We start from the raw sequence: 20,581 nt of genomic DNA on the forward strand, positions 1-20,581 counted from the left end.
TATGAAACACTGGCTGACACGCGCCTTAATTCTGACGTTAATGCCCCTGTTATTGGTGGGCAGCCTCGCCGTGCTGTGGCAACTTAAACCCATCGCCATAAAAAGCGATATGCTGGCCTTGCTTACACCCATTGCCGATGCGCAAAGCGGCGATAAGGACGCGCTAGATAAGGCCCAGAACTTTTATCTTGCCCAACAACATTGCTCGGTGAGCAGCAAAAGCGCCTGGTGTTTTCGCTGCAAGGCGCCAACAGTGAGCAGGCCTATCGGGACTTGGCTCAAGGTTTGGCGCAGGCAGGCCTTAAGGTACAAGGGCAACAGCCGCAGCTAACGCAAATCATCGACTTCTACGCGCCGTATCGCGGCGCCCTGATGAGCCAGGAATATGCCCAGGCCATTGGCGAACCGGCCAAGTTTAATCAGTATTTTCAGCGCCAGTTGGCGCAAACTGCCTCGCCCTGGTTAAGCCAGAGTCTAAGCCAAGACATGTCCTTGGCGACCTATAGCTTTGTGAGTACGCTTAGTAACGAGCAAGCCCTCACCCTGGTGGATGGAAAGTTACAAGGTCGCGATGAGCAAGGTGAGCCGGTGTGGATCCTGCTGGCGCAAACGCATGAAAGCGTCAGTAGCATCGCTGCCACCGAGCGTACCGTCTCGGCCATTGATGCGCTACTGAATCAGTTGCGACAGGATCACCCTCAGGTGCAAATCAGCCATTCCGGTTTACTGTTCCACAACGCTGAAAATGCCACTCAGGCCAAATGGGAGATGAACCGCTTTGGCCTTGCCAGCATAGTCTTGTTATCCATGTTTGTTTTTCTGTCTTTACGTGGCGTCTGGCCCTTGTGGGTAAGTATGCTGACGGTCAGTACTGCCATACTCAGTGGTCTCTTGGCTTTGTTATTGCTGCGTCCTGAAATACATCTCCTGACTCTGGTTTTTGCCACCACCTTGATTGGGGTCGCCATAGACTACGCGTTTCATGCCCTGGTTGATAAAGCGGCGCACAAGGGGCGATATTCTCGCGCTCTTAAACGTGGCTTGCTGTTGGCACTGTGTTCAACCGCCATTGGCTATTTGTGTTTTCTCAGCGCCCCCTTGGTGTTGTTGCAAGATGTGGCCATCTTTGTCGTTGCCGGCTTGATAGGTGCCTGGGTGTTTACCCGTTTCTGCCTGGCTCCGGTGGCCATGACCCTAAGTTTTCGGGCCCCGGTGGTATCGAGCGCCGAGCGTGCTCTGCAATGGCAAGGTCAAGCTCGTCGCCACAGTGGCAAGGTCTACCTGGGCCTGGCGGTGCTTTGTGTGCTGCTAAGTGGGTGGCGTATGCCTGAGACTAATGATTCCATTGCCAGCTTTAATGCCAGCAGCGCCGAACTGATGGCTGCCCAAGCTCAGCACCAGATATACTTACAAGGCTCTGAGCCAGTGCAGCGTTTGCTGCTAAAGGGCCAGGACGTGCAGCAACTGCTTCGGCGTGAAGAGCAGGTAAGCGCTTGGCTGCGGCAGCTAGGCGCCCACACTCAAGGCCTCAGCAGTGCTTTGCCTAGTTTGGCGCGTCAGCAAGAAAATGCTCAGGCCTATAACCGAGCTGTATCAGCCGGGGTATTTGCACCGCTGCAAGCCTTTAGCGGTAAGGTCATAGCACCGACGACGATTGATTTGCTGGATTATGATGCTTTCGCGATGAGCCCTCTGAGTGCTGCTTTTGCCGAGCTTGTGCACCTTGATGGCGAGGTCTATTCACTGCTCAACGTCAGCGGCGTCAGCGCGGCGCAACTGCAAGCCCTAGGCGCCGAACACGATTATGTGGCGATTGTCGATGTGCCGGGGCAGCTCAGTGCCATGTTGGCGCATTTTCATCGTGGAATTCACCTTGCCTTATTCTTGGCGGCAGTGGCCATTGTGCTGATTTTCGTATTTAGCTTCGGCTGGCGTCATGGCCTTAAAATGGCGGCCTGGTTGGCCTTAGCCACGGCGCTGATTGTCAGTCTCATAGCTCAGTTCAGTGCCATATCGGTGTTTCATACCTTAGGGTTGATTTTGGTGCTGGCACTGGCGGTGGATTACTTTATTTTCTATCGCCAGGGTGGCCATAGCGCTCATACCCTGGTGGCCATCAGTTTGTCGGCGCTGTCGTCGCTGGCGGTTTTTGCCATGCTGATTTTTTCCAAAACGCCTGCAATAAGCCAATTTGGTGGTGCCGTCTTACTGGGGCTGCTGGTGGTTTACTTTTTGGCACCTTTAAGTATCGAGAATAATAATGACAAACAATGATTATACAGTGGATGTAGTGGTGATCGGTGCGGGCCCATCGGGCGCCTTGGCCAGCGCCTTGTTGCAGCAATTGGGTTGGCAGGTCAGGGTTTTGGAAGGACAGCATTTCCCGCGTTTTTCCATTGGTGAGAGCCTGTTACCCCAGTGTATGCAGTTCCTTAGTGAGGCCGGCATGGATAAGCTAGTGGACGAGCACGCCGAGAAGCTGGCATTTCAATATAAAAATGGCGCCGCCTTTCATTATCGTGGTATCGACACCGAAATCGACTTTACCGATAAATTCAGCCCTGGTCGCGGCACCACCTATCAGGTAAAGCGCGCTAATTTCGATAAGCTGCTTGCCGATGCGGCCGCCGCCAAGGGCGTGGATATCTGTTACGGCCATAGAGTGCAGGCGATCACAGAGCAAGATGATGGCATGCTACTGACGGTAACTCAGGGCGAGGAGCAATACCAGCTGCATAGTCGCTTTGTCCTCGATGCCAGTGGTTTTGGTCGGGTATTGCCACGCTTATTGGATTTAGATAAGCCCTCAAGTTTACCGCCGCGCAGTGCCTACTTTTGTCATGTTAAAGACGGCATTAAGGCATCGCGTTTTGACCGTAATAAAATCCTTATTAGCGTGCACCCCGAGCACAGGGATATCTGGTATTGGTTGATCCCTTTTGCCGATGGCACCGCAAGTTTGGGGGTGGTGGGTGAGCCTCATCATTTTGATACCTCTATCAGCAATGAGGAGAATCTCTGGGCTAAGGTGAAGGCAGAGCCGAATCTGGCCGACCTGCTGGCTGATGCCGAAGCCGTTAACCCGGTGCAAACCCTAGGCGGCTATTCCGCCGATGTATCCAGCCTATACGGTAAACACTATGCCTTGCTGGGCAATGCCGGAGAGTTTTTAGACCCGGTATTTTCATCCGGGGTGACCATAGCCCTGAAATCCGCCTCCCTCGTGGCCCCCGTGGTTGATGCACACCTGCGTGGTGAGCGGGCAGACTTTGAGGGCCAGTTTGCAACACCCTTAAAGCAGGGGGTGGAATGTTTTAAAACCTTCGTTAATGCCTGGTATGACACCCGTTTTCAGGACGTGATTTTTTATCCCGAGCAAAGCGATGAAGTGCGCCGCATGATCAGTGCCATCCTCGCGGGATATGCCTGGGATGCGAACAACCCCTACGTAGTGCAAAGCGAGCGTCGATTAAATGTGTTGGCGCAATTGTGCCAAATGGAGCCTTGTTAATGCGTTGGTTGTGTTTGCTTTTGATCTTTGTGCTTAGTGGTTGTGCTAACCACACAAAAATCGAGCAGGATGCAGGTCACGGTGCGGTAATGTTAACTGCCGACGTGGGCTTGGCACTGAGCGCACCGCCCGCTGAGTTGTTTAATAGCCATTGGCAAAAACGTATGTATGTGACCAAGGTGCAAACCCAGCAGGCACTGCTGAGTCAATTGGCCATTGATAACGACGGCGAGCTGCGCCTAGCGTTAATGAGTGCCGCCGGTTTACCCGTATTTACCCTGAGCTACACCGCCGATCAAGGTGTGGTGGCCCAGCGTTTTATCGCCGTCGAAGATCTGGATCCAAGTTATATTCTGGCCGATATTCAATTGGTACATTGGCCTATAGCGCAGTTAAACAATCAGTTACAAGGGGCGCAATTGCACCAGTATCGCCAAGGCGGCGAGCTGATCCGCGAGCTGCGCCAAAATGATTCGACCTTGCTGGATATACGTTATGGCGGTGAGGTCATCATCTTGAACAATAAAATTCATCACTACGAGATCCGCTTTGAAGAGGTGAAGCCATGAGGGCATGGTTAAATGATTTAGGCATAGTCAGTGCCTTGGGCGTAGATAAGGCGGAGCACTTACAGGCCTTTTGTGGCCTTGAACAAACGCCGTTAACTCAGGGCAGTGGTCTACATTATGGTGTGCAAGAGAGCGATCAGCATGGTGAGCCTGCTATCCAGCAAGACCCTTATGTGGGCCTGGTGCAGGCAATTCCTTTAACTGCCAAGCAGCGCAACAATCGCCTTATAGACCTTGCCTTGCAGCAATTGGCACCGACTTTGACGCGCATGCGCGCCCGTTATAGCCCGGCGCGTATCGCCGTGGTGGTAGGCACCAGCACCGCGGATATTTACGACGGCGAGCGGGCCCGCGAACATAAAGCGCAAACCGGCTGCTGGCCCGAGGGTTATCATTATAACCAGCAAGCCCTCGATGCTCCCGCCGTTTATATCAAGGAAAAACTGGGCTTAGAAGGGATTGCCTACAGTATCTCCACCGCGTGTAGCTCCAGCGCTAAGGCCTTGAACAGTGCCAAAGGACTGTTGGCTGCCGGTTTAGCCGATGCGGTGATTTGCGGGGGGGCCGACAGTCTATGTCAGTTGACCATCAATGGCTTTAGTGCCTTGGCCTCGACCAGTCATGGATTGTGCCAGCCCTTTGGAGCCGAGCGCGATGGCATCAATATAGGCGAGGGGGCAGCGCTCTTTGTGATGAGTCGCGAGCGCGACCTGGGTGAGAGTCACTGTGCTCTGTTGGGGAGCGGTGCCAGCTCGGATGCACACCATATGTCGGCGCCCGAGCCCAATGGTCATGGCGCCATTGAAGCTATGCGCCAGGCTTTAGCGAACGCTAAGCTGAGTCCAAATCAGATAGACTATCTTAACGCCCATGGCACGGCGACGCCGAAAAATGATGAAATGGAAGCCAAGGCCATCGCCGAGCTGTTTGCCGACCCCGTGCCGGTAAGCTCGACTAAGCATTTAACCGGACACACCCTGGGCGCCGCCGGCGCCATCGAGGCGGGCCTTTGCTGGTTGCTTATTGAACAGCAGCGTTTAGGTGCAGAAGTATTGCCGTCGGCAACGCAGGCGGGACTGCCTTTACCCTGGCACCAGGGCTATGAGCTTGACGCCAACTTGGCACCCATCCAAGTATTACAACAACCCATAACGAAAACCCCAAAAATCTGTATGAGTAATTCCTTTGCCTTTGGTGGCAATAATGCCAGTTTAATTATCGGAGAAGTCGATGCCTGATATTGCCATGACCGAGCTTATCGCTCACCGTCCACCCATGGTGCTGATCGACTCCCTGGTATCGTTTGACGATGACAGTGCCCACTGTCAGGTACGCATTCGCGAAAATAGCCCCTTCTATGACGCCGAGCAGGGCGCGGTGCCAAGTTATATTGGCAGTGAGTACATGGCGCAGGCCATCGCCGCCTACGCCGGGGCTCATGACCTAGATCAGAGTCGAGATATTAAAATCGGCTTTCTCCTCGGTAGTCGCAAAATTCGCTGTCATAAACCGCGCTTTGACCATGGTATGCTGTTGGATATTTTGGTCGAAAAGGTGATTCAAGACGAGTCCGGATTAAGCGTGTTCGCTTGCCGCATTGAGCACCAGGGCGACTGCTTGGTCGAAGCCAAAATTAATGTGTTTCAACCCGCCGACCCAATGAAATTTATAAAGGAAAATCAATGAATAGACGTATTTTAGTCACAGGCTCAAGCCGTGGGATCGGCAAGGCCGTTGCGTTGCAACTAGCAGAGCAAGGGTTTGATATTACTTTGCATTGCCGCTCGCAGGTGGCTCTGGCCGAGCAGGTGGCCGAGCAAATTAAGGCCTTGGGCAGAACGGTCAATATTCTGGTTTTCGATGTGACCGACAGAGCCGAGGCCAAGCAAGCGATTGAAGAGGATATCGCCGCCAACGGCGCCTATTACGGCGTAGTGTGTAATGCCGGCGTGACGAGAGATACCGCATTCCCGGCGATGACGGACGAGGAATGGGACACCGTCATAAGCACGGGTCTTGATGGTTTCTATAACGTGGTACGCCCTCTGGTTATGCCCATGGTTAGTGCGCGCAAGGGAGGGCGTATCATTACTCTGGCCTCTGTGTCTGGCATCGCCGGAAATCGTGGTCAGGTCAATTACAGTGCCGCCAAGGCAGGTATTATAGGTGCCACCAAGGCGTTATCGCTGGAATTGGCGAAGCGTAAAATCACGGTGAACTGCGTGGCTCCCGGGTTAATCGAAACCGAGATGACCGCCGAGCTCGATACCAAGATGTTGCTTGAGCACGTGCCGATGCGACGCATGGGCAGTGTTGATGAAGTTGCCGCGACGGTGGCCTTTTTAGCTTCTGATCAGGCGGGTTACATTACCCGTCAGGTTATTTCCGTTAATGGTGGATTAGTATAATGAAACGCGTGGTGATTACGGGCATGTCGTGTATTACGGCATTGGGCGATGATTGGCAAAGCTTTCGTGGTGCGCTGGAGCGTGGCGAAAATGCCGTGCAGACGATGGAGCAATGGGGTGATATCAGCGACCTCAATACCAAGCTGGCGGCGCCGGTCACCCATTTTGAGCGCCCCAGCCATTATAAGCGGAAAATGGTGCGCTCCATGGGCCGCGTGGCCCTAATGGCAACCGTAGCCACCGAGCGCGCCTTGCAGCAGGCTCAGTTACTGGAACACCCGGCGCTTACCAATGGCGATACCGGCATAGCCTATGGTTCATCCACTGGCTCGACGCCGCCGCTCATTGCCTTTGCCGATATGATGAAGTCGGGGCAAATGAATGGTGTAACCGCTACCAGCTATATTCAGATGATGGCACACACGGCGCCGGTGAATATCGGCGTGTTTTTTGGTCTTAAGGGTCGGGTGATCACCACCAGCTCCGCCTGCACCTCCGGCTCTCAGGGTATAGGTTATGCTTATGAAGCGATCAAATACGGTCGTCAGAAGGTGATGGTGGCCGGCGGTGCCGAAGAACTGTGTGTCACCGAGGCGGCGGTATTCGACACCCTGTATGCCACCAGTTGCAATAATGACAATCCCAAAGCAACGCCGCGCCCTTTCGACAGCAAACGCGACGGTTTGGTCATAGGTGAGGGAGCCGGAACCTTAATCCTCGAGGAATACGAGCACGCCAAAGCGCGCGGGGCCACCATCTTGGCGGAAATCGTGGGTTTCGGTTGTAACTCTGACGGTCAGCATGTTACTCAGCCCACCAGCGACACCATGCAGGTTGCCATTGAAATGGCACTGCAAGACGCCGAACTCAGTGCCGATGACATTGGCTATGTAAACGCCCATGGTACTTCCACGGATCGCGGCGATATCGCCGAGTCTCACGCCACCTTTAATGCCTTGGGTGCCAAGCCGATCAGCTCATTAAAAAGCTACCTTGGCCATACCCTCGGCGCCTGTGGGGCGATAGAGGCCTGGGCCTGCATAGAAATGATGCGTGATGGCTGGTTTGCGCCCACCATTAATCTCGACACGGTAGATGAACAGTGTGCGCCACTGCATTACCTGACAGAAGGCAAAGAAATACATTGTGATTATGTGATGAGCAATAACTTTGCTTTCGGCGGTATTAACACCTCTTTGATCTTTAAACGGGCCTAAGTAATGAACAAGGCAATGGTGTTATGCGTGTTACTCTTACTGTGTCCGGCGGTGAAGGCCGCCAGCGAGCTTGAGTTGGGGGCGGGCATTTTTACTACCTCCTTACCCCATTATCTTGGCTCCAGTGAGCATAACAACTACACCTTGCCTTTGCCCTATGTGCGCTATCGCAGCGAGCGCATGAGTGTCGACCGCAACAGTGCGGTGGGCTACCTTTGGCAAAATGACAATTGGCACCTGGATGTGTCGGCCACGGCCAGCTTGGCGGTGGACAGCAAGGACAACCAGGCTCGCTCAGGCATGGACGACCTGGACTGGGTATTTGAATTGGGTCCAGCCTTAGATTATTATTTCGCCGGGCAGCCGCGCAGTAATAACTATCTTAAAAGCGGTTTGTTTGTGCGTAAGGCCTTGGCCACCGACTTCTCTTCCATTGATGATATCGGCTTTCGTATGGGCCCTTATATGCAATGGCAGCAGTTAGTTTGGCAAAAGGCAGAGCAGACGATAAGTTTTACCGCTCGGGGCGCCGTTAACTTTGCCACCAGTCAGTATGTCGATTATTTTTACGGCGTAGGCGCGCAGCAGGCAACGGCTGGACGCGGTGAATACGACCCGCAATCCGGTTACAGTGGCAGCGAGCTGTCCCTTGGGGTTAACTACAATAGCAAGCGCTGGTGGGTCGGTGGCTTTGTAAAATATTACCGCATCAAGGACGCGGTCTGGCGCGACAGCCCCCTGGTTGAGCGACACCATAATCTTGCCTTTGGCATCGGCCTGGCATGGAAGTTTTATAACGTAGAGGGAAATTAAGGATGAAAAAATCACTGTTTTTAGCGCTGGGATTGGCGCTGACGGCGAATACGGCCCTGGCTCGTGACGATATCGGTCACTACAATATTGCCGAGCTACTGGGAACCACTAAGGCCAAAAATGCGCTTCTGGATGTGCCGCTGTATTTTGGCAATCAGGCATACGGCGAGGTGCAGGAAACCTATGGTGAGGTGACCACCAACCAAAAAACCAATGCCTTTAACAAGTCTGACAAGGAAGCCTGTCAATGGGTGATGCTGAGTGCCCTTAAGGCCTTGCAGGAGCGTGCCAAGCGCGAGGGCATGAATGCGGTGGTGAATATTCAGTCGTACTACAAAAAGCGCGAATTTGTCAGTGAAACCGAATTTGAATGTGGTGCCGGCTTTCTGATCGCCGGTGTTGCCCTAAAAGGCACCCTAGTTAAACGCTAAGCGCTTGTAATACGTATCCGTGTTGCACTATTGCCCCTGAAAAAGGTAGCTTTTTCGTTTGCCTTTGTTAACATTAGGTAAATTTTTGCTAAGGCAAATGAAAGTAGTACCAATAAGGACGTTTATGGCGCGTTATGCTCGTTTTTCATTTTTTGCATGTGCGGCCGCAACTCTCAGCAGTGCAGCGGCGCATGCGTATCCCCCAGCACAACACTATGCCTTGGTTCAGGCTCAGGATGAAATCCAGCTTGATGGCCAGTTAAACGAAGAGGTGTGGCAGCGCGCCACGCAAATTGACGTTAATACCCAAAACGAACCACTCGAGCGGGCGCCTTCTCCGGTGCAAACCACCGCTTACCTGTTTGAAGACGGTCGTTTTCTCTATCTCGGCATCGATGCCAAAGACCCAAACCCAAGGGCCATTCGTGGCGCCCTGCGCGATAGGGATGAATTATGGCAGGATGACAATGTTGGGATTGTCATCGACAGCCTTAATGATGAGCGCAATGCCTTTGAGTTTTTTGTAAATGCCTATGGCGCTCAGGGAGCCATACTCTCTACCGATTTCGATACCTGGATAACAGATCCTAGCTGGGATGCCACCTGGTATAGCGGCGCACACATCTATGAAGGCGGTTACAGTGTGGAGATGAAGATCCCGCTGACCGTATTAAACCTTCCAGAAACGGACGAAGAGATCACCTGGGGCATTTCCATCGCCCGCAACTACCCTCGCGATGTGATGTACCGTATCTCCAACGTGGGCTTTGACTTGGATATCAAGTGTAGTTTTTGCCAGTTTGATAAGCTGACCGGTCTGTCCGAGCGCCATGAGCAGCGAGATCTATCCGTTGCCCCTTATGTCAGTGCTAAACGCAGCGATAGCAAGGATCCGGTGCCGGGTCCTTGGCAACAGGGTGATACCGAGGTCGAAGTCGGTGCCGATTTACGCTGGCGCGTCAATGATGAGACCTTGCTTAACGCCACCATCAACCCAGACTTCTCACAAGTGGAAGCCGATGCGGTACAACTGGACGTTAACACCAATTATTCCTTGTACTATGCGGAAAAACGACCGTTTTTCCTCGATGGCTCCTCGTTTTTTCGCACCAATCAGCTGGAGCTTTTGTATAGCCGCACCATAGCCGAACCGGACTTCGGCATTAAGTTAAGTGGTAAAAATGGCGCCCATACCTATGCTGGACTGGTGACCGATGACAATAATGCCTCGGTGCTTTTGCCGGGTAATCAGGGCTCTTCGTTGGCACAGTTAGAGGACGATGTGACCAATACCGTCGCCCGTTATCGTTATGATTTGGGTCAGCGCAGTGGCCTCGGGGTGATGTTGACTCACCGCCAGGGTGGTGACTATCACAATACCGTGGGGGCGCTCGACGGCACCTACGGACTCAATGCCAGCGACTCCATTAATTACGCCATTGCGTATGCGGACACCGAAAACAGTGCCCAGTTCGCCAATGACTGGCAACTGGATGAGCAGCAATCCGGCACCGCCGTCAGTCTGGCCGTGCAACGGCTCAAGCGAGACTATCAGTTGCGAGCCCAGTACGAGCAAATTAGCGAAGATTTCCGCGCCGATATGGGCTATCAGCCTAAGGCCGACTATCGCGAGGTGGAACTCGGTGGCGGCCAAATTTGGTATGGCCAGGAACAGGACTGGCTGAGTAAGTGGAGTTATGACCTTGAGTGGCAGAAGGCCTACGATCTCGATGGTGAATTACTGGAGCAGCAATACCAGGGTTATGTCTATGGCGAAGGGCCCTGGATGTCGAGTTTTGAGCTGGGCATGTGGCACAGTGACGAGTTGTATTACGGCGAGTACTTTATACAAAACAACGGATATGTGGTGCTTTCCGTGCGCCCCTTGCAGGACTTAACCTATCAGTTCTATGGCGACTATGGCTCGCGCATCGACTACAGTAACGCGCGTCTAGGCGAGGGCAGCGACATTGAAAACACCCTTACCTGGGACGCCAATCAGCATTTACAACTGCAGTTAAGTTATAACTACAGCACTTTAGAGGTGGACAACGAGCGGGTGTTCACTGCCGATCAGTGGGATGTGCGTCTTTATTATAAGTTTAATATTCGCAGCATGCTGAAACTGATCTGGCAACACGAAGACGTTGATCGTAATCAGCAAGCCTATTTATACCGTCAGGTGCATCAACGTAACCGTAATTTTGGCTCGCAACTGGTGTACTCCTATACCATCAACCCGCAGTCGGTGTTTTACCTTGGCTATTCCGACAGCGGTTATCAAAATGATGATCTCGACAGCCTTACTCGCAATGAGCGTACCTTCTTTACCAAGATCAGTTATGCATGGCAATTGTAGGCCCAGCCTCTTTATCGTCTAGACTAAAATGAATGTCGTCGCCGCGCTTATTGGCGACCTCATTCATACGGGTAAGCATGCGATTAATGCGGGCCCGCTCGTAGGGGTTGTCAATACAGTGCTCGGCGTCATAAACGGTGGCTTGCACATAGCGGTATAACGCCTGGGTATATTCCTTGTTGTAATCACAGACAAAAAGAATATTCTTCAACGCCTCAATCAGGTTAACCAGTACCGTGGTGTCATTGCAGCCATAGTGGCGGATAGGGTCGAAGTTTTCTTCCAACAATGACGCCAGACTGGGCTCATAAAACCATAACAGCGGTGATTGTTGCTGTTCGGTGTTGAGCAGGGTGTAGTTGTGATCCGCGACATGTAGGCGAGCGATAGTAAGGATGCTGAGCATATCTATGGCCTTGACCGCAGTGCCGGGGTCGTTAATGCCCGGGCTCAGTGCCTTAATGGCAATTTCGGCGATTTGCCGCAGACCATAGCTGTAATGATCGCCAATATACTCCTCAATATAAAACACGCTGCATTTATGAATTTGTTCGCAGAGCTCTTCATCGGCGCTAATGTCTCTATCCAGCGCCAAGTAGGGAAAACCTTCGACACAGAAAAAGCCGGGCTCCACTTCCGCTACCATACGCAGTTCGTGTTGGGCCAACAGCTTGCACAGTTGATGAGTATGCACGCCCTTAAAATAGCCAGCCCTCGGACTTTTGAGGCGATACCAATCGCTGTAATCTGGCACGGCCGCAGCAATTCTCGGGTCTTGATAGGCGATCAGGTTTTGCAACTGCTTATTGGTTTGCGCAAACAAGGTATTCAACACGCTGTCGACCTGGATGGAGCGAGAGATGGAATGGATAAAGAATACAAAGAGCACCAGATTGTAAATGCCAATGGCCAAAGCGAAAAAGGTGCCCAGAGCCGGAGTTTGCAAGGTCTCCCCCTTGGTGTGGATATTCATCAGGGTAAGCAGGGTAAAGACGATGCTGCCCAGATACATACCGAGCACATATTGGTGCGCCTTATTACTGATTAGCCCTGGCAACACCCGCGGCGACAGGGTGGCGGCGGCATTGTTTAACACCACCATGACCATGGAAAAGCTAAACACGGTGAGCGAGATCAAGCCGCCGGCGAGTATGCTGAGCAGGGTTTTGGCGGTATCGACATCGGTGACAAAGAGCACCGGCCAGGCCTGCTTTATGCGCATTACCCAGCTTTGGTATTCTATATTGGCCAGTACCATGGCGAACAACATAAAGAGGGTAATAATAATCGCTGGGTAGAAGCCAATGCTGCTGACAATAGCGCGGTATTGATCTGCTATTTTTCGGGGTGTGCGCATGAATACCTCATTATTCTATGTTGTTGTCAGCGAGCTACTCGTTAAAATAGAGCACAATACTGCCCCCTTCGAGGGCGCTGCCATGATGATAGTTTAGGCCAATACCTATGTTTTCCAGCCACGAAGACCAGGTACTGGTATCGAGTAAGACACCCACGCCATATTCATAAAAATGATTCGTAGCAAACGAGCTGGCGCTGTCACCACCTAGATCGACGCGATGAGCCTTAATATAGATGGCCTGAGTAAACTCGCCTATATGCGCGGTGTCGAAGCGCGCCTTAATGCCATTTTGGTAACGCCAGCCCTCAGGCCTGATTTTACCCAAGGCCGAAGGCTCCACCAGCGTGGTGCCGTAGTAATAACTATAACTGGTTTTATATTCATAGTAGCCCCAATGGCGAGGTAGGCGGTACATCATCTCTACATGCGGGCTGGCGACAAGGGCGTTGGCGCTGATGTTAACCACGCTGCCATCAAGGGCGGGCGCCAATACCTGCCTGCTGAGCTGAGAGTTATAGTCGTAGTCGTTGTAATAACGAAAACCCTGCAGGCGAGCGCCAAAACCGAACCACCATTTGGAGCTGATTGGCCGCTCAAATATCCAGTTGGCGCCAAACCCATAGATGCTTTCTTCGAAGCTATCGGCGCTCTCTTGGTTAAAAAGATTTAGGCTGTTTTTTTGATCTATGTAGCTGCCTTGCAGATGCAACTCACTGTTATATTCTTTGAATATTTCCGGGCTGGTGGTCTTGATGCCAAACGGGACGTTAAACACATTGAGGTCCTGGCGTAATTCATTGCCGCTTTGCGAGTCGTCATCAAACAGTGCCGCCGGACTGCTGAAATGACCATAACCTAGGCTCACCGACTCGCCATTGGTGAGCACCATGGCCGTGGCAAAGTTTTGCTCCAGTAGCTTTGCTGCGCCAGCGATGCTGTAACAAGGCAGGCAAACCAGGGTGATAAGGAAGAAAATACGCACAAGAGTCATTAATAACTAATTGAATAATAAACACTATAGCAGCTAACAAAAAGCCGGCAACATGGCCGGCTCTTATCATTAAGGTTGGTAATAGATTGGTGAGCCCGGGCCCACCGGCATACCGAGTACGAATACCCAAAGGTAGAACAAACACACCCAACCAACGAAGAAGATCATGCTGTACGGCAGCATGGTCGCGACCAGGGTGCCTATGCCCATGTCCTTCTTGTATTTACAGGCCACCGCGAGTATCAGGCCGAAGTAACTCATCATGGGGGTGATCAGGTTGGTTACCGAGTCACCGATACGATAGGCCGCCTGAATGGTCTCCGGCGCGTAACCAATCAGCATCAGCATGGGCACGAAAATAGGCGCGGTAACCGCCCATTGTGCCGATGAAGAGCCCAGGCTAAGGTTAACCAGCGCACACATGAGGATAAAGAATACAAACACTTCCGGACCGGTCAGGTTCAGGGCCTGCAATAACGCTGCGCCGTTAACGGCTAAGATGGTGCCCAGGTTGGTCCATTTAAAGAAGGCAACAAACTGGGCGGCGAAAAACACCAGCACAATATACATGCCCATGGAGCCCATGCTCTTACTCATGGCATCAATGACATCGCGGTCATTTTTCATGGTGCCAACAACGCGGCCATACACAAAACCAGGGATTGCGAAGGTAATAAAGATAATCACCACTATGCCCTTTAAGAAGGGTGAGCCCTTAATTTCGCCGGTGGCTTGGTGACGCAAAATGCCGTCATCCGGAATAACGGTAAAGGCCAAGAGTACACCCAGGGCTAAGAAGGTAAGACCGGCCCATTTTAGACCGCTTTTTTCGCGTTGGCTGAGGTGCTCAATTTTGTTTTCGCCTAAATCGATACTGGCTTCACTTGGGTCGTATTTGCCCAGGCGCGGCTCAACAATCTTCTCGGTCACCCAGGTACCCAGGATGGCGATAAGGAATACCGAGACAAACATAAAGTAGTAGTTAGCTTCGGCGCCGACCTGATATTCCGGGTCGATCATTTGCGCCGCCGGGGTAGTAATACCGGCCAACAAGGGGTCTATGGTACCCAGTAACAGGTTGGCGCTGTAACCGCCAGATACACCAGCGAAGGCGGCTGCCAGACCGGCCAGTGGATGGCGCCCTAGACTATGGAAAATCATCGCCGCCAGCGGAATAAGTACTACGTAGCCAAGCTCGGAGGCGGTATTAGAGAGAATGGCCGCAAACACCACCATAAAGGTCACCAGGCGTTTAGAGGCGCCCATGACCATGCCACGCATGGCTGCAGAAAGCATACCCGAGTGCTCGGCCACGCTAACGCCTAACAGCGCAACCAGCACGGTACCTAAAGGCGCAAAGCCGGTAAAGTTAGTAACCAGGCCTTCGAAAATGCGTCTTAGGCCCTCGGCACTCATCAGGCTCACAACCTCGATAACGCCATCGGGATCGCGGCCTTTGGCACCCTCGGGGCGCGGGTCGATGGCACTCAGCCCTGCCCAGTCGGCGATGCCGCTGATAACCACGATGGCAACACAGAAAAGTGCAAATAATGTAATGGGGTGAGGGAGCAGGTTGCCGAGAAACTCGACGGTCGCGAGAAAGCGATTAAACCAGCCCTTTTGTTGTTCTTGTTGTTCCGGTACGGCGGAGGATACTGCCTTGGTCATACCTTATTTATCCCTTGGAGTCACAAATGGGAGCAAAGATACCATTAATGGCCATTGGGATCATGGTGTTTCGGCAAATCCGCGCCTATAAGCGGTGAAATACGGGGAAAATGAGCATGGCGAAGTTAGGGCTCTTTGCCAATACTCAACAGCTTTTTCATAAAATCCGATTTGTTCTTGTCGCTTTGATAGTCGAGGTGATAGGTGTTATGAAAGCCAAAACGCAAGAGCACACCACTGCCTTGCAGATACAGGGTGTAACCATCGACATCGGAATAAGCGTATAGTCCCTGATAAAACTTGCCTTGCTCGGTTTGTTCACCATATTGTTGAATATGCTCGTAAGCGCGTAGCAGGATTTTACTGTCTATTTCATTTTTCATAACGGATATCCGGCTTCTTTGTGGCCTAGGGTTAGTTATAATCTTTGGGCAAGTGACGTAAAAGTAAAGAGTTTAATTGAAAAATAGGAGTCAGCGTGTGCAGGTACAGGTATTGGGCAGCAGCTCGGGAACACCAACAAGAAGCCGAAATGTTTCCGCTTATGCCGTATTTCGTGACGATCAAAAGCCCTGGTATCTGGTCGATTGTGGCGAGGCGACTCAGCACCAGATATTAAGAAGTAAGCTGTCGCTTTATCATCTTGAGGCGGTGTTTATTACCCATAAGCACGGCGACCACTGCTACGGCTTACCCGGTTTAATCGCCTCGGCAGGTTTATCGGGACGTACCCAGACACTGCGCATCGTGGCGCCTGTAGAAGTGCTGGAGTTTGTCCGTGCCGCTATGGCGATGAGTGAATGGACCTTGCCCTTTAATCTTGAGCTTGTAGATTTTGAGGCACTTAATAGGCAAACCTTTAGTTGGGTTGAGGTTCAAAGTTGCCCATTGCAACACAGGGTGCCAAGTTACGGCTTTAAATTTACGGAAACTCAGATCCCACGCAAGTTGGCTATTGACCGACTTCAAGCGCAGCACATAGCCAGTGGACCCCATTATAACCTGCTGCAGCGAGGTGAGGACGTTAGCTACCAAGGCAGGCTTTTATCTGCCGGTGACTACACCTATTTAGCCTGGCAGCCCAGGGTGATCATTATCTGTGGTGATAATGAAGCGCCCACTTGTTTAGACCCTGTGATTGCCGGTGTGCACCTGTTGGTTCATGAAGCCACCTTTTTGGCTACGGACTTACGAAAGGTTGGCGTTCACACAGGCCACAGCGATGTACAGCGTGTCAGCGCCTATGCACAAGAACACAAACTGCCAGCCTTACTGCTTACCCACTTTAGTGCGCGTTATGCTCCGGGAGAGGGCATGAAGCCACTGTTCGTTGAGGCCAAGACCGAATATTCAGGTCGGCTTTTTTTGGCCACCGATGGCATGATAGTCGCGGTGGAGAAAAACGCCGAGGTGGTAGTGGTGCAAGCAGGGTTCAGTAAAGAATAATAGGCTGAATTCTTAAGGGGTAAGGTATGGTCAAACTATCTGCATTTTTAATGCATGGATGCGGATGGTCATTTACGCTTCTATTGATTCAAAAAAGCCTTGCCTCATTAGGCAGTTAGCAGAGTTTTTGGGGCTCTTATAATAGTTACACTGCAATTGTTTAAAAATCACACAATAAAAACAATAATCCAAGTAAATACAGTTGGTTATAGCGTATTGATTTTCACTTTTATGTCGGCTCTGTGGTGTGCTTAAAGAATGATGTATGGTTAGGCATGCACCCGTATTAAGAACAAAATCCAGCTAAATCCCCTGTTCAGTTGATGTTAATCGAGATTTTTATCTAAAAAAGGTCTTTTTTACGCATTTTTATCCTGAACGGCTTGTTCAGTTACAATTTTGTTCGTTTCTTGTCCATTGATTTATAAAAAGTTTCAAAAATCGTCTAAAAAAAGATCAAATTCACCATTGAGAATCTTCAAATCACCTTGTTAGAATGCGCCTTCGCTTGGACCCCAATGGTCCATGAAGTAAGATTCGAAAGCACTCTCGAAACGGCAAACATTACGAAATTAATGTACGCAAAATCACAGGCCCTAACTGATTTAGGCGGTGGGCAGCTGGGTTACCGAAAGAGGCGCGTTGATAGAGCTCGGTCATTGACTTAGTCACTGAACTGGGAGCTTTCGAAGTGATGTACAAACTTTGAGAGGTTCTAGTAGTGACTATAACGAAAGGCGTCGTAACGCCTAATAAACTTTCTTCTTCTGTTTTAAAAGCCTGTGGCCTAGGACTTTTGGCAACTACTTTGGGCTTTACCTCAAATAATCTTTTCGCTGCAAACGCCCAGGCGATGCAACACGGCCAGATATTCAAACAAGCGCAGGCCGACAATCAGGCCAGCACTCAAGCAAACAAAGCGCTATTAGAGCAACAAACCTTAGATCTTGCCGTTACCATGGGTGAGCTTCGTCGTGCCAACAAGGGCGCCACCAAGGGCGTAAAAGGCACTGACGCCGCCTTTGAACAACAGCTTCAAGAGCTCGTTTTAGAACGCCAGGCAAGCCAATACGCTTTGTTGCAACTTGATGCCAATGCTGCATTGCGCACCGTAATGCCAAAAGCCAAGCGTACCGGCATGCCCGCTCATATCGAAGCCAAACTTGCTCAACAAGCCGAATTAGTGGGTGAACTGGAATTGGTTTATGAAGATTCAGAGCAACCGGGCCAAACTCGCCTAAGCTACTACCTAAGCACGGCAAACAAAAAGGTACAGCTATTTGTACCGAACAATATCGATACCCATTTATTGCAGTCGGGTGCCAAGGTGCGCGTTAAGGGCTGGCAATTTAATAATGGCGAGCAAGACAATACGCAAACGTCATTAGTACTTGGCGAAGAACAAAATAACTTAGAGGTGCTTGCCGCCGGTGGCGACATTGAAAGCACCACAGCTTCTACTCAGGCCGCACTGACCGGCACCACGGGGGAGCAAAAAGTACTGGTACTGATGCTGAACTTCCAGGACAACGCAAGTGCCCGCCCTTGGACGGCGCAGGAAGTCGAAGACATGGTGTTTGGTCGTGTAAACGACTATTACAAGGAAGCCTCCTATGGCCAAACCTGGCTCACGGGTGATGTGCGTGGTTATTACACCATGCCAATCGATACGACCTGTGATTATTTTGGCATGGATAAGTATGCTCAACAGGTCGCCGAAGACAATGGTATCGATTTGAGCCAGTATCAACGCTTGGTCTATATGTTGCCGAAGAACCGCAGTTGTAGTTGGGAAGGCCAAGGCACTGTGGGTGGTTCGCCATCACGAGCTTGGGTCAATGGCGAACTTAACCTCACGATTATCGGTCATGAGCTTGGCCATAATCTGGGTCTTAAGCACGCTAAAAGACTCAATTGCGGCGACGATGTGAATAATGACTTATGTAGTACTCTTACCTATGGCGATACCCTGGATATTATGGGTAAATCCGAGGGGCACTTTAATGTGTTCAATAAGGAGCGATTGGGCTGGTTAAAGGCAGGGCGCGGTGAAATCATTACCGCCGATGTGGATGGAAGCTATCAGCTGGAGCCTTATGAGCAAGCCTCACAAGGTCACGCCAAGGGCTTAAAGGTGCGTCGTGGTACCGATGCCAGCACGGGTGAGCCGCTTTACTACTACCTGGAATATCGTCAAGGCACAGGCTTCGATAGTTTTCTAGCCGGCAAGCCGGTCACCGAAGGCGTCTTGATGCATTACAACGAATCTAAATCAGATCTTAACAGCAGTATTTTGATGGATATGACCCCAGGTAGCTCTATTTATGATCTAGACGATGCCGCTCTGATCAGTGGTAAAAGCTATAGTGATGCCGAGGCTGGTGTCACCATCACCACCGAGTGGGCTAATAGCTCAGGCGTGGGTGTAAATATCAGCTATTCAGCACAGCAAAGCTGTATTGCTGCGCAGCCAAGCATCGCGCTGGCGTCTAACAGCAGTGTTTGGGCTGCGCCGGGTGAAACCGTTTCTTATAGCGCGACCTTAACCAATAACGACAGCGCCGAGTGTGGCAACAGCAATTACAGCGTTTCTGCGCAAGTACCGTCGGGTTGGAATGCAACGCAGCAATCGGTGAGCTTGGCGCCGGGTCAAAGTACGACGGTCAATGTCAGTGTAACTTCAAGCACAAGCGCCACAGATGGTTTCTATGATGTCGCTATCAATGGCGTGAATACCAGCGATAGCCGTTATCAAGCTAGCACCACTGCTTCTTATGTGGTGGAAGCGCCTGTGGCCGCCTGTGTATCGGCAAACCCGCAATGGACCTTGCTCAACAGCAGCGCTACCGAGGTAGTGGCGGGCACTGCGGTTACCTATCAGGGTACATTAACCAACAAGGACGATGCGAACTGCGCAGCTTCAACCTTTGATGTAAAGGCAAGCCTGCCTGCGGGTTGGAAAGCCACTAGCCCAAGTGTGAGCTTGGCTCCTGGCCAATCACAAACTTTGAACGTCAGCGTGACATCGGCTGCGGATGCCAATGCCGGTGTATATAACTTTAGCCTGGTTGCGCTAAACCGCGATAACGGTGGCTATCAGAGCTCGGCCGGTGCAACGTATCAGGTGGCAGCACCGGTAGCTAGTTGTCAATTAGCGGCACCAAAACTGAATGTGACAGATGCATTAGGCGCTGAAGTTGATGCGGGTACTGTGCAACGCTATAACGTAGAAATCACAAACCAGAATCAGGATTGTGCCGATGCGACCTATAACTTGAGCGTTGCGACGCCAAGCGGCTGGAGTGCCAGCAACAGCTCGGTGACCCTGGCTAGTGGCACGACTACGACGGTCAGTGTGAGCGTAATGTCACCGACTAGCGCCAATGCGGGCAGCTATAATTTGACCTTGACGGCTAAGGACGTAGCAAATACCGCCTACAGCAGCACCAGTACCTTGGTTTACCGTGTGGCGCAGCAGCAAAACAATGCCCCGGTAGCCAACAGTGACTCAGCAACGCTGACGTCGAAAACGGCCATTTACATCAATGTGCTTGGCAACGACAAGGATATCGACGGCGATACCCTAGTGGTTAAGAGTGCGACTCAAGGTGCCAAAGGCAGTGTGCAGGTTCTAAGTGATGGCCGTATTAAATATACGCCGGCGAAGAACTTTAAAAACGGTGATAGCTTTAGCTATACCATTAGTGATGGTCAATTACAGTCGTCCGCGACGGTGAACGTCACACTAAGCGGCGATGCTGGTAACGGCGGTGGTGGAAATAAGGGTAAGGGTAAGAACTAATCCCTG

17 protein-coding genes and 1 riboswitch are annotated in these 20,581 nt (G+C 51.5%); of the genes, 13 read left to right on the top strand and 4 right to left on the bottom strand.

Annotation, left to right across the window (positions count from 1 at the left end):
- Window position 1: 1 nt before the first annotated feature.
- The 11 genes from C2M36_RS16805 (at window position 2) to C2M36_RS09000 (ending at window position 11,308) form a co-directional block, all read left to right on the top strand.
- A complete protein-coding gene (locus tag C2M36_RS16805) occupies window positions 2-331 on the top strand; it encodes a hypothetical protein (RefSeq protein ID WP_158678905.1) in 330 nt (109 codons plus the stop codon).
- A complete protein-coding gene (locus C2M36_RS08955) occupies window positions 229-2,274 on the top strand; it encodes an MMPL family transporter (RefSeq protein ID WP_158678906.1) in 2,046 nt (681 codons plus the stop codon). The genes C2M36_RS16805 and C2M36_RS08955 overlap by 103 nt, the downstream gene beginning before the upstream one ends.
- Entirely contained in the window at window positions 2,261-3,511 is a 1,251-nt protein-coding gene (locus C2M36_RS08960) for an NAD(P)/FAD-dependent oxidoreductase (RefSeq protein ID WP_105254609.1), read from the top strand. Before C2M36_RS08955 ends, C2M36_RS08960 begins: the two co-directional genes overlap by 14 nt.
- Entirely contained in the window at window positions 3,511-4,080 is a 570-nt protein-coding gene (locus tag C2M36_RS08965) for a DUF3261 domain-containing protein (RefSeq protein ID WP_105254610.1), read from the top strand. Before C2M36_RS08960 ends, C2M36_RS08965 begins: the two co-directional genes overlap by 1 nt.
- On the top strand, window positions 4,077-5,318 hold the full coding sequence (locus C2M36_RS08970; RefSeq protein WP_105254611.1) for a beta-ketoacyl-ACP synthase: 1,242 nt from the start codon (window positions 4,077-4,079) through the stop codon (window positions 5,316-5,318). Before C2M36_RS08965 ends, C2M36_RS08970 begins: the two co-directional genes overlap by 4 nt.
- Window positions 5,311-5,766 (top strand): hotdog family protein, encoded by a 456-nt coding sequence (locus tag C2M36_RS08975; RefSeq protein WP_105254612.1) that lies wholly within the window; start codon window positions 5,311-5,313, stop codon window positions 5,764-5,766. The genes C2M36_RS08970 and C2M36_RS08975 overlap by 8 nt, the downstream gene beginning before the upstream one ends.
- Window positions 5,763-6,488: a 3-oxoacyl-ACP reductase FabG gene (gene fabG, locus C2M36_RS08980; protein WP_105189031.1), complete on the top strand. Its 726-nt coding sequence runs from the start codon at window positions 5,763-5,765 to the stop codon at window positions 6,486-6,488. The genes C2M36_RS08975 and fabG overlap by 4 nt, the downstream gene beginning before the upstream one ends.
- Window positions 6,488-7,705, top strand: a complete 1,218-nt coding sequence (locus tag C2M36_RS08985; protein WP_105189030.1) for a beta-ketoacyl-ACP synthase — start codon at window positions 6,488-6,490, stop codon at window positions 7,703-7,705. The genes fabG and C2M36_RS08985 overlap by 1 nt, the downstream gene beginning before the upstream one ends.
- 3 nt (window positions 7,706-7,708) lie before the next feature.
- On the top strand, window positions 7,709-8,518 hold the full coding sequence (locus C2M36_RS08990; RefSeq protein ID WP_105254613.1) for a MipA/OmpV family protein: 810 nt from the start codon (window positions 7,709-7,711) through the stop codon (window positions 8,516-8,518).
- 2 nt (window positions 8,519-8,520) lie between these two features.
- On the top strand, window positions 8,521-8,949 hold the full coding sequence (locus C2M36_RS08995) for an excinuclease ABC subunit A (protein ID WP_105254614.1): 429 nt from the start codon (window positions 8,521-8,523) through the stop codon (window positions 8,947-8,949).
- A gap of 124 nt (window positions 8,950-9,073) precedes the next feature.
- The gene (locus C2M36_RS09000) at window positions 9,074-11,308 is read left to right on the top strand and encodes a carbohydrate binding family 9 domain-containing protein (protein ID WP_105254615.1); all 2,235 of its coding nucleotides are present in this window, start codon (window positions 9,074-9,076) and stop codon (window positions 11,306-11,308) included.
- Here the strand turns inward: C2M36_RS09000 and C2M36_RS09005 are convergent.
- The 4 genes from C2M36_RS09005 to C2M36_RS09020 form a co-directional block, all read right to left on the bottom strand.
- The gene (locus C2M36_RS09005) at window positions 11,286-12,665 is read right to left on the bottom strand and encodes a DUF2254 domain-containing protein (RefSeq protein ID WP_105254616.1); all 1,380 of its coding nucleotides are present in this window, start codon (window positions 12,663-12,665) and stop codon (window positions 11,286-11,288) included. The genes C2M36_RS09000 and C2M36_RS09005 overlap by 23 nt on opposite strands.
- 34 nt (window positions 12,666-12,699) lie before the next feature.
- Window positions 12,700-13,659 (bottom strand): Solitary outer membrane autotransporter beta-barrel domain, encoded by a 960-nt coding sequence (locus tag C2M36_RS09010; RefSeq protein WP_105254617.1) that lies wholly within the window; start codon window positions 13,657-13,659, stop codon window positions 12,700-12,702.
- 69 nt (window positions 13,660-13,728) lie between these two features.
- Window positions 13,729-15,327 carry an AbgT family transporter gene (locus tag C2M36_RS09015; protein ID WP_105254618.1) on the bottom strand — a complete coding sequence of 533 codons (1,599 nt, stop codon included), beginning with the start codon at window positions 15,325-15,327 and terminating at the stop codon, window positions 13,729-13,731.
- A gap of 125 nt (window positions 15,328-15,452) precedes the next feature.
- Window positions 15,453-15,710, bottom strand: a complete 258-nt coding sequence (locus tag C2M36_RS09020; RefSeq protein WP_105189024.1) for a DUF3081 family protein — start codon at window positions 15,708-15,710, stop codon at window positions 15,453-15,455.
- 97 nt (window positions 15,711-15,807) lie between these two features.
- On the opposite strand from C2M36_RS09020, the gene C2M36_RS09025 reads away from it, so the two are divergent.
- Window positions 15,808-16,773, top strand: a complete 966-nt coding sequence (locus tag C2M36_RS09025; protein WP_105254619.1) for a ribonuclease Z — start codon at window positions 15,808-15,810, stop codon at window positions 16,771-16,773.
- 546 nt (window positions 16,774-17,319) lie between these two features.
- A riboswitch (cyclic di-GMP riboswitch) is annotated at window positions 17,320-17,406 on the top strand.
- Window positions 17,407-17,494: 88 nt separating this feature from the next.
- Window positions 17,495-20,575 carry an NEW3 domain-containing protein gene (locus C2M36_RS09030; protein ID WP_234399130.1) on the top strand — a complete coding sequence of 1,027 codons (3,081 nt, stop codon included), beginning with the start codon at window positions 17,495-17,497 and terminating at the stop codon, window positions 20,573-20,575.
- The last annotated feature ends 6 nt before the right edge of the window (window positions 20,576-20,581 follow it).

Source organism: Pseudoalteromonas sp. T1lg75, assembly GCF_002964705.1.
Lineage (GTDB): Bacteria > Pseudomonadota > Gammaproteobacteria > Enterobacterales > Alteromonadaceae > Pseudoalteromonas.

Excerpts from the sequence above, each read along its gene's own strand:
- C2M36_RS09005 (WP_105254616.1), bottom strand. The coding sequence starts at position 12,665 with ATGCGCACACCCCGAAAAATAGCAGATCAATACCGCGCTATTGTCAGC.
- C2M36_RS08985 (WP_105189030.1), top strand. The coding sequence starts at position 6,488 with ATGAAACGCGTGGTGATTACGGGCATGTCGTGTATTACGGCATTGGGC.
- C2M36_RS09015 (WP_105254618.1), bottom strand. The coding sequence starts at position 15,327 with ATGACCAAGGCAGTATCCTCCGCCGTACCGGAACAACAAGAACAACAA.
- C2M36_RS08970 (WP_105254611.1), top strand. The coding sequence starts at position 4,077 with ATGAGGGCATGGTTAAATGATTTAGGCATAGTCAGTGCCTTGGGCGTA.
- C2M36_RS09020 (WP_105189024.1), bottom strand. The coding sequence starts at position 15,710 with ATGAAAAATGAAATAGACAGTAAAATCCTGCTACGCGCTTACGAGCAT.
- C2M36_RS09010 (WP_105254617.1), bottom strand. The coding sequence starts at position 13,659 with ATGACTCTTGTGCGTATTTTCTTCCTTATCACCCTGGTTTGCCTGCCT.
- C2M36_RS08990 (WP_105254613.1), top strand. The coding sequence starts at position 7,709 with ATGAACAAGGCAATGGTGTTATGCGTGTTACTCTTACTGTGTCCGGCG.
- C2M36_RS08960 (WP_105254609.1), top strand. The coding sequence starts at position 2,261 with ATGACAAACAATGATTATACAGTGGATGTAGTGGTGATCGGTGCGGGC.
- C2M36_RS09000 (WP_105254615.1), top strand. The coding sequence starts at position 9,074 with ATGGCGCGTTATGCTCGTTTTTCATTTTTTGCATGTGCGGCCGCAACT.
- fabG (WP_105189031.1), top strand. The coding sequence starts at position 5,763 with ATGAATAGACGTATTTTAGTCACAGGCTCAAGCCGTGGGATCGGCAAG.
- C2M36_RS08995 (WP_105254614.1), top strand. The coding sequence starts at position 8,521 with ATGAAAAAATCACTGTTTTTAGCGCTGGGATTGGCGCTGACGGCGAAT.
- C2M36_RS16805 (WP_158678905.1), top strand. The coding sequence starts at position 2 with ATGAAACACTGGCTGACACGCGCCTTAATTCTGACGTTAATGCCCCTG.
- C2M36_RS08965 (WP_105254610.1), top strand. The coding sequence starts at position 3,511 with ATGCGTTGGTTGTGTTTGCTTTTGATCTTTGTGCTTAGTGGTTGTGCT.
- C2M36_RS08975 (WP_105254612.1), top strand. The coding sequence starts at position 5,311 with ATGCCTGATATTGCCATGACCGAGCTTATCGCTCACCGTCCACCCATG.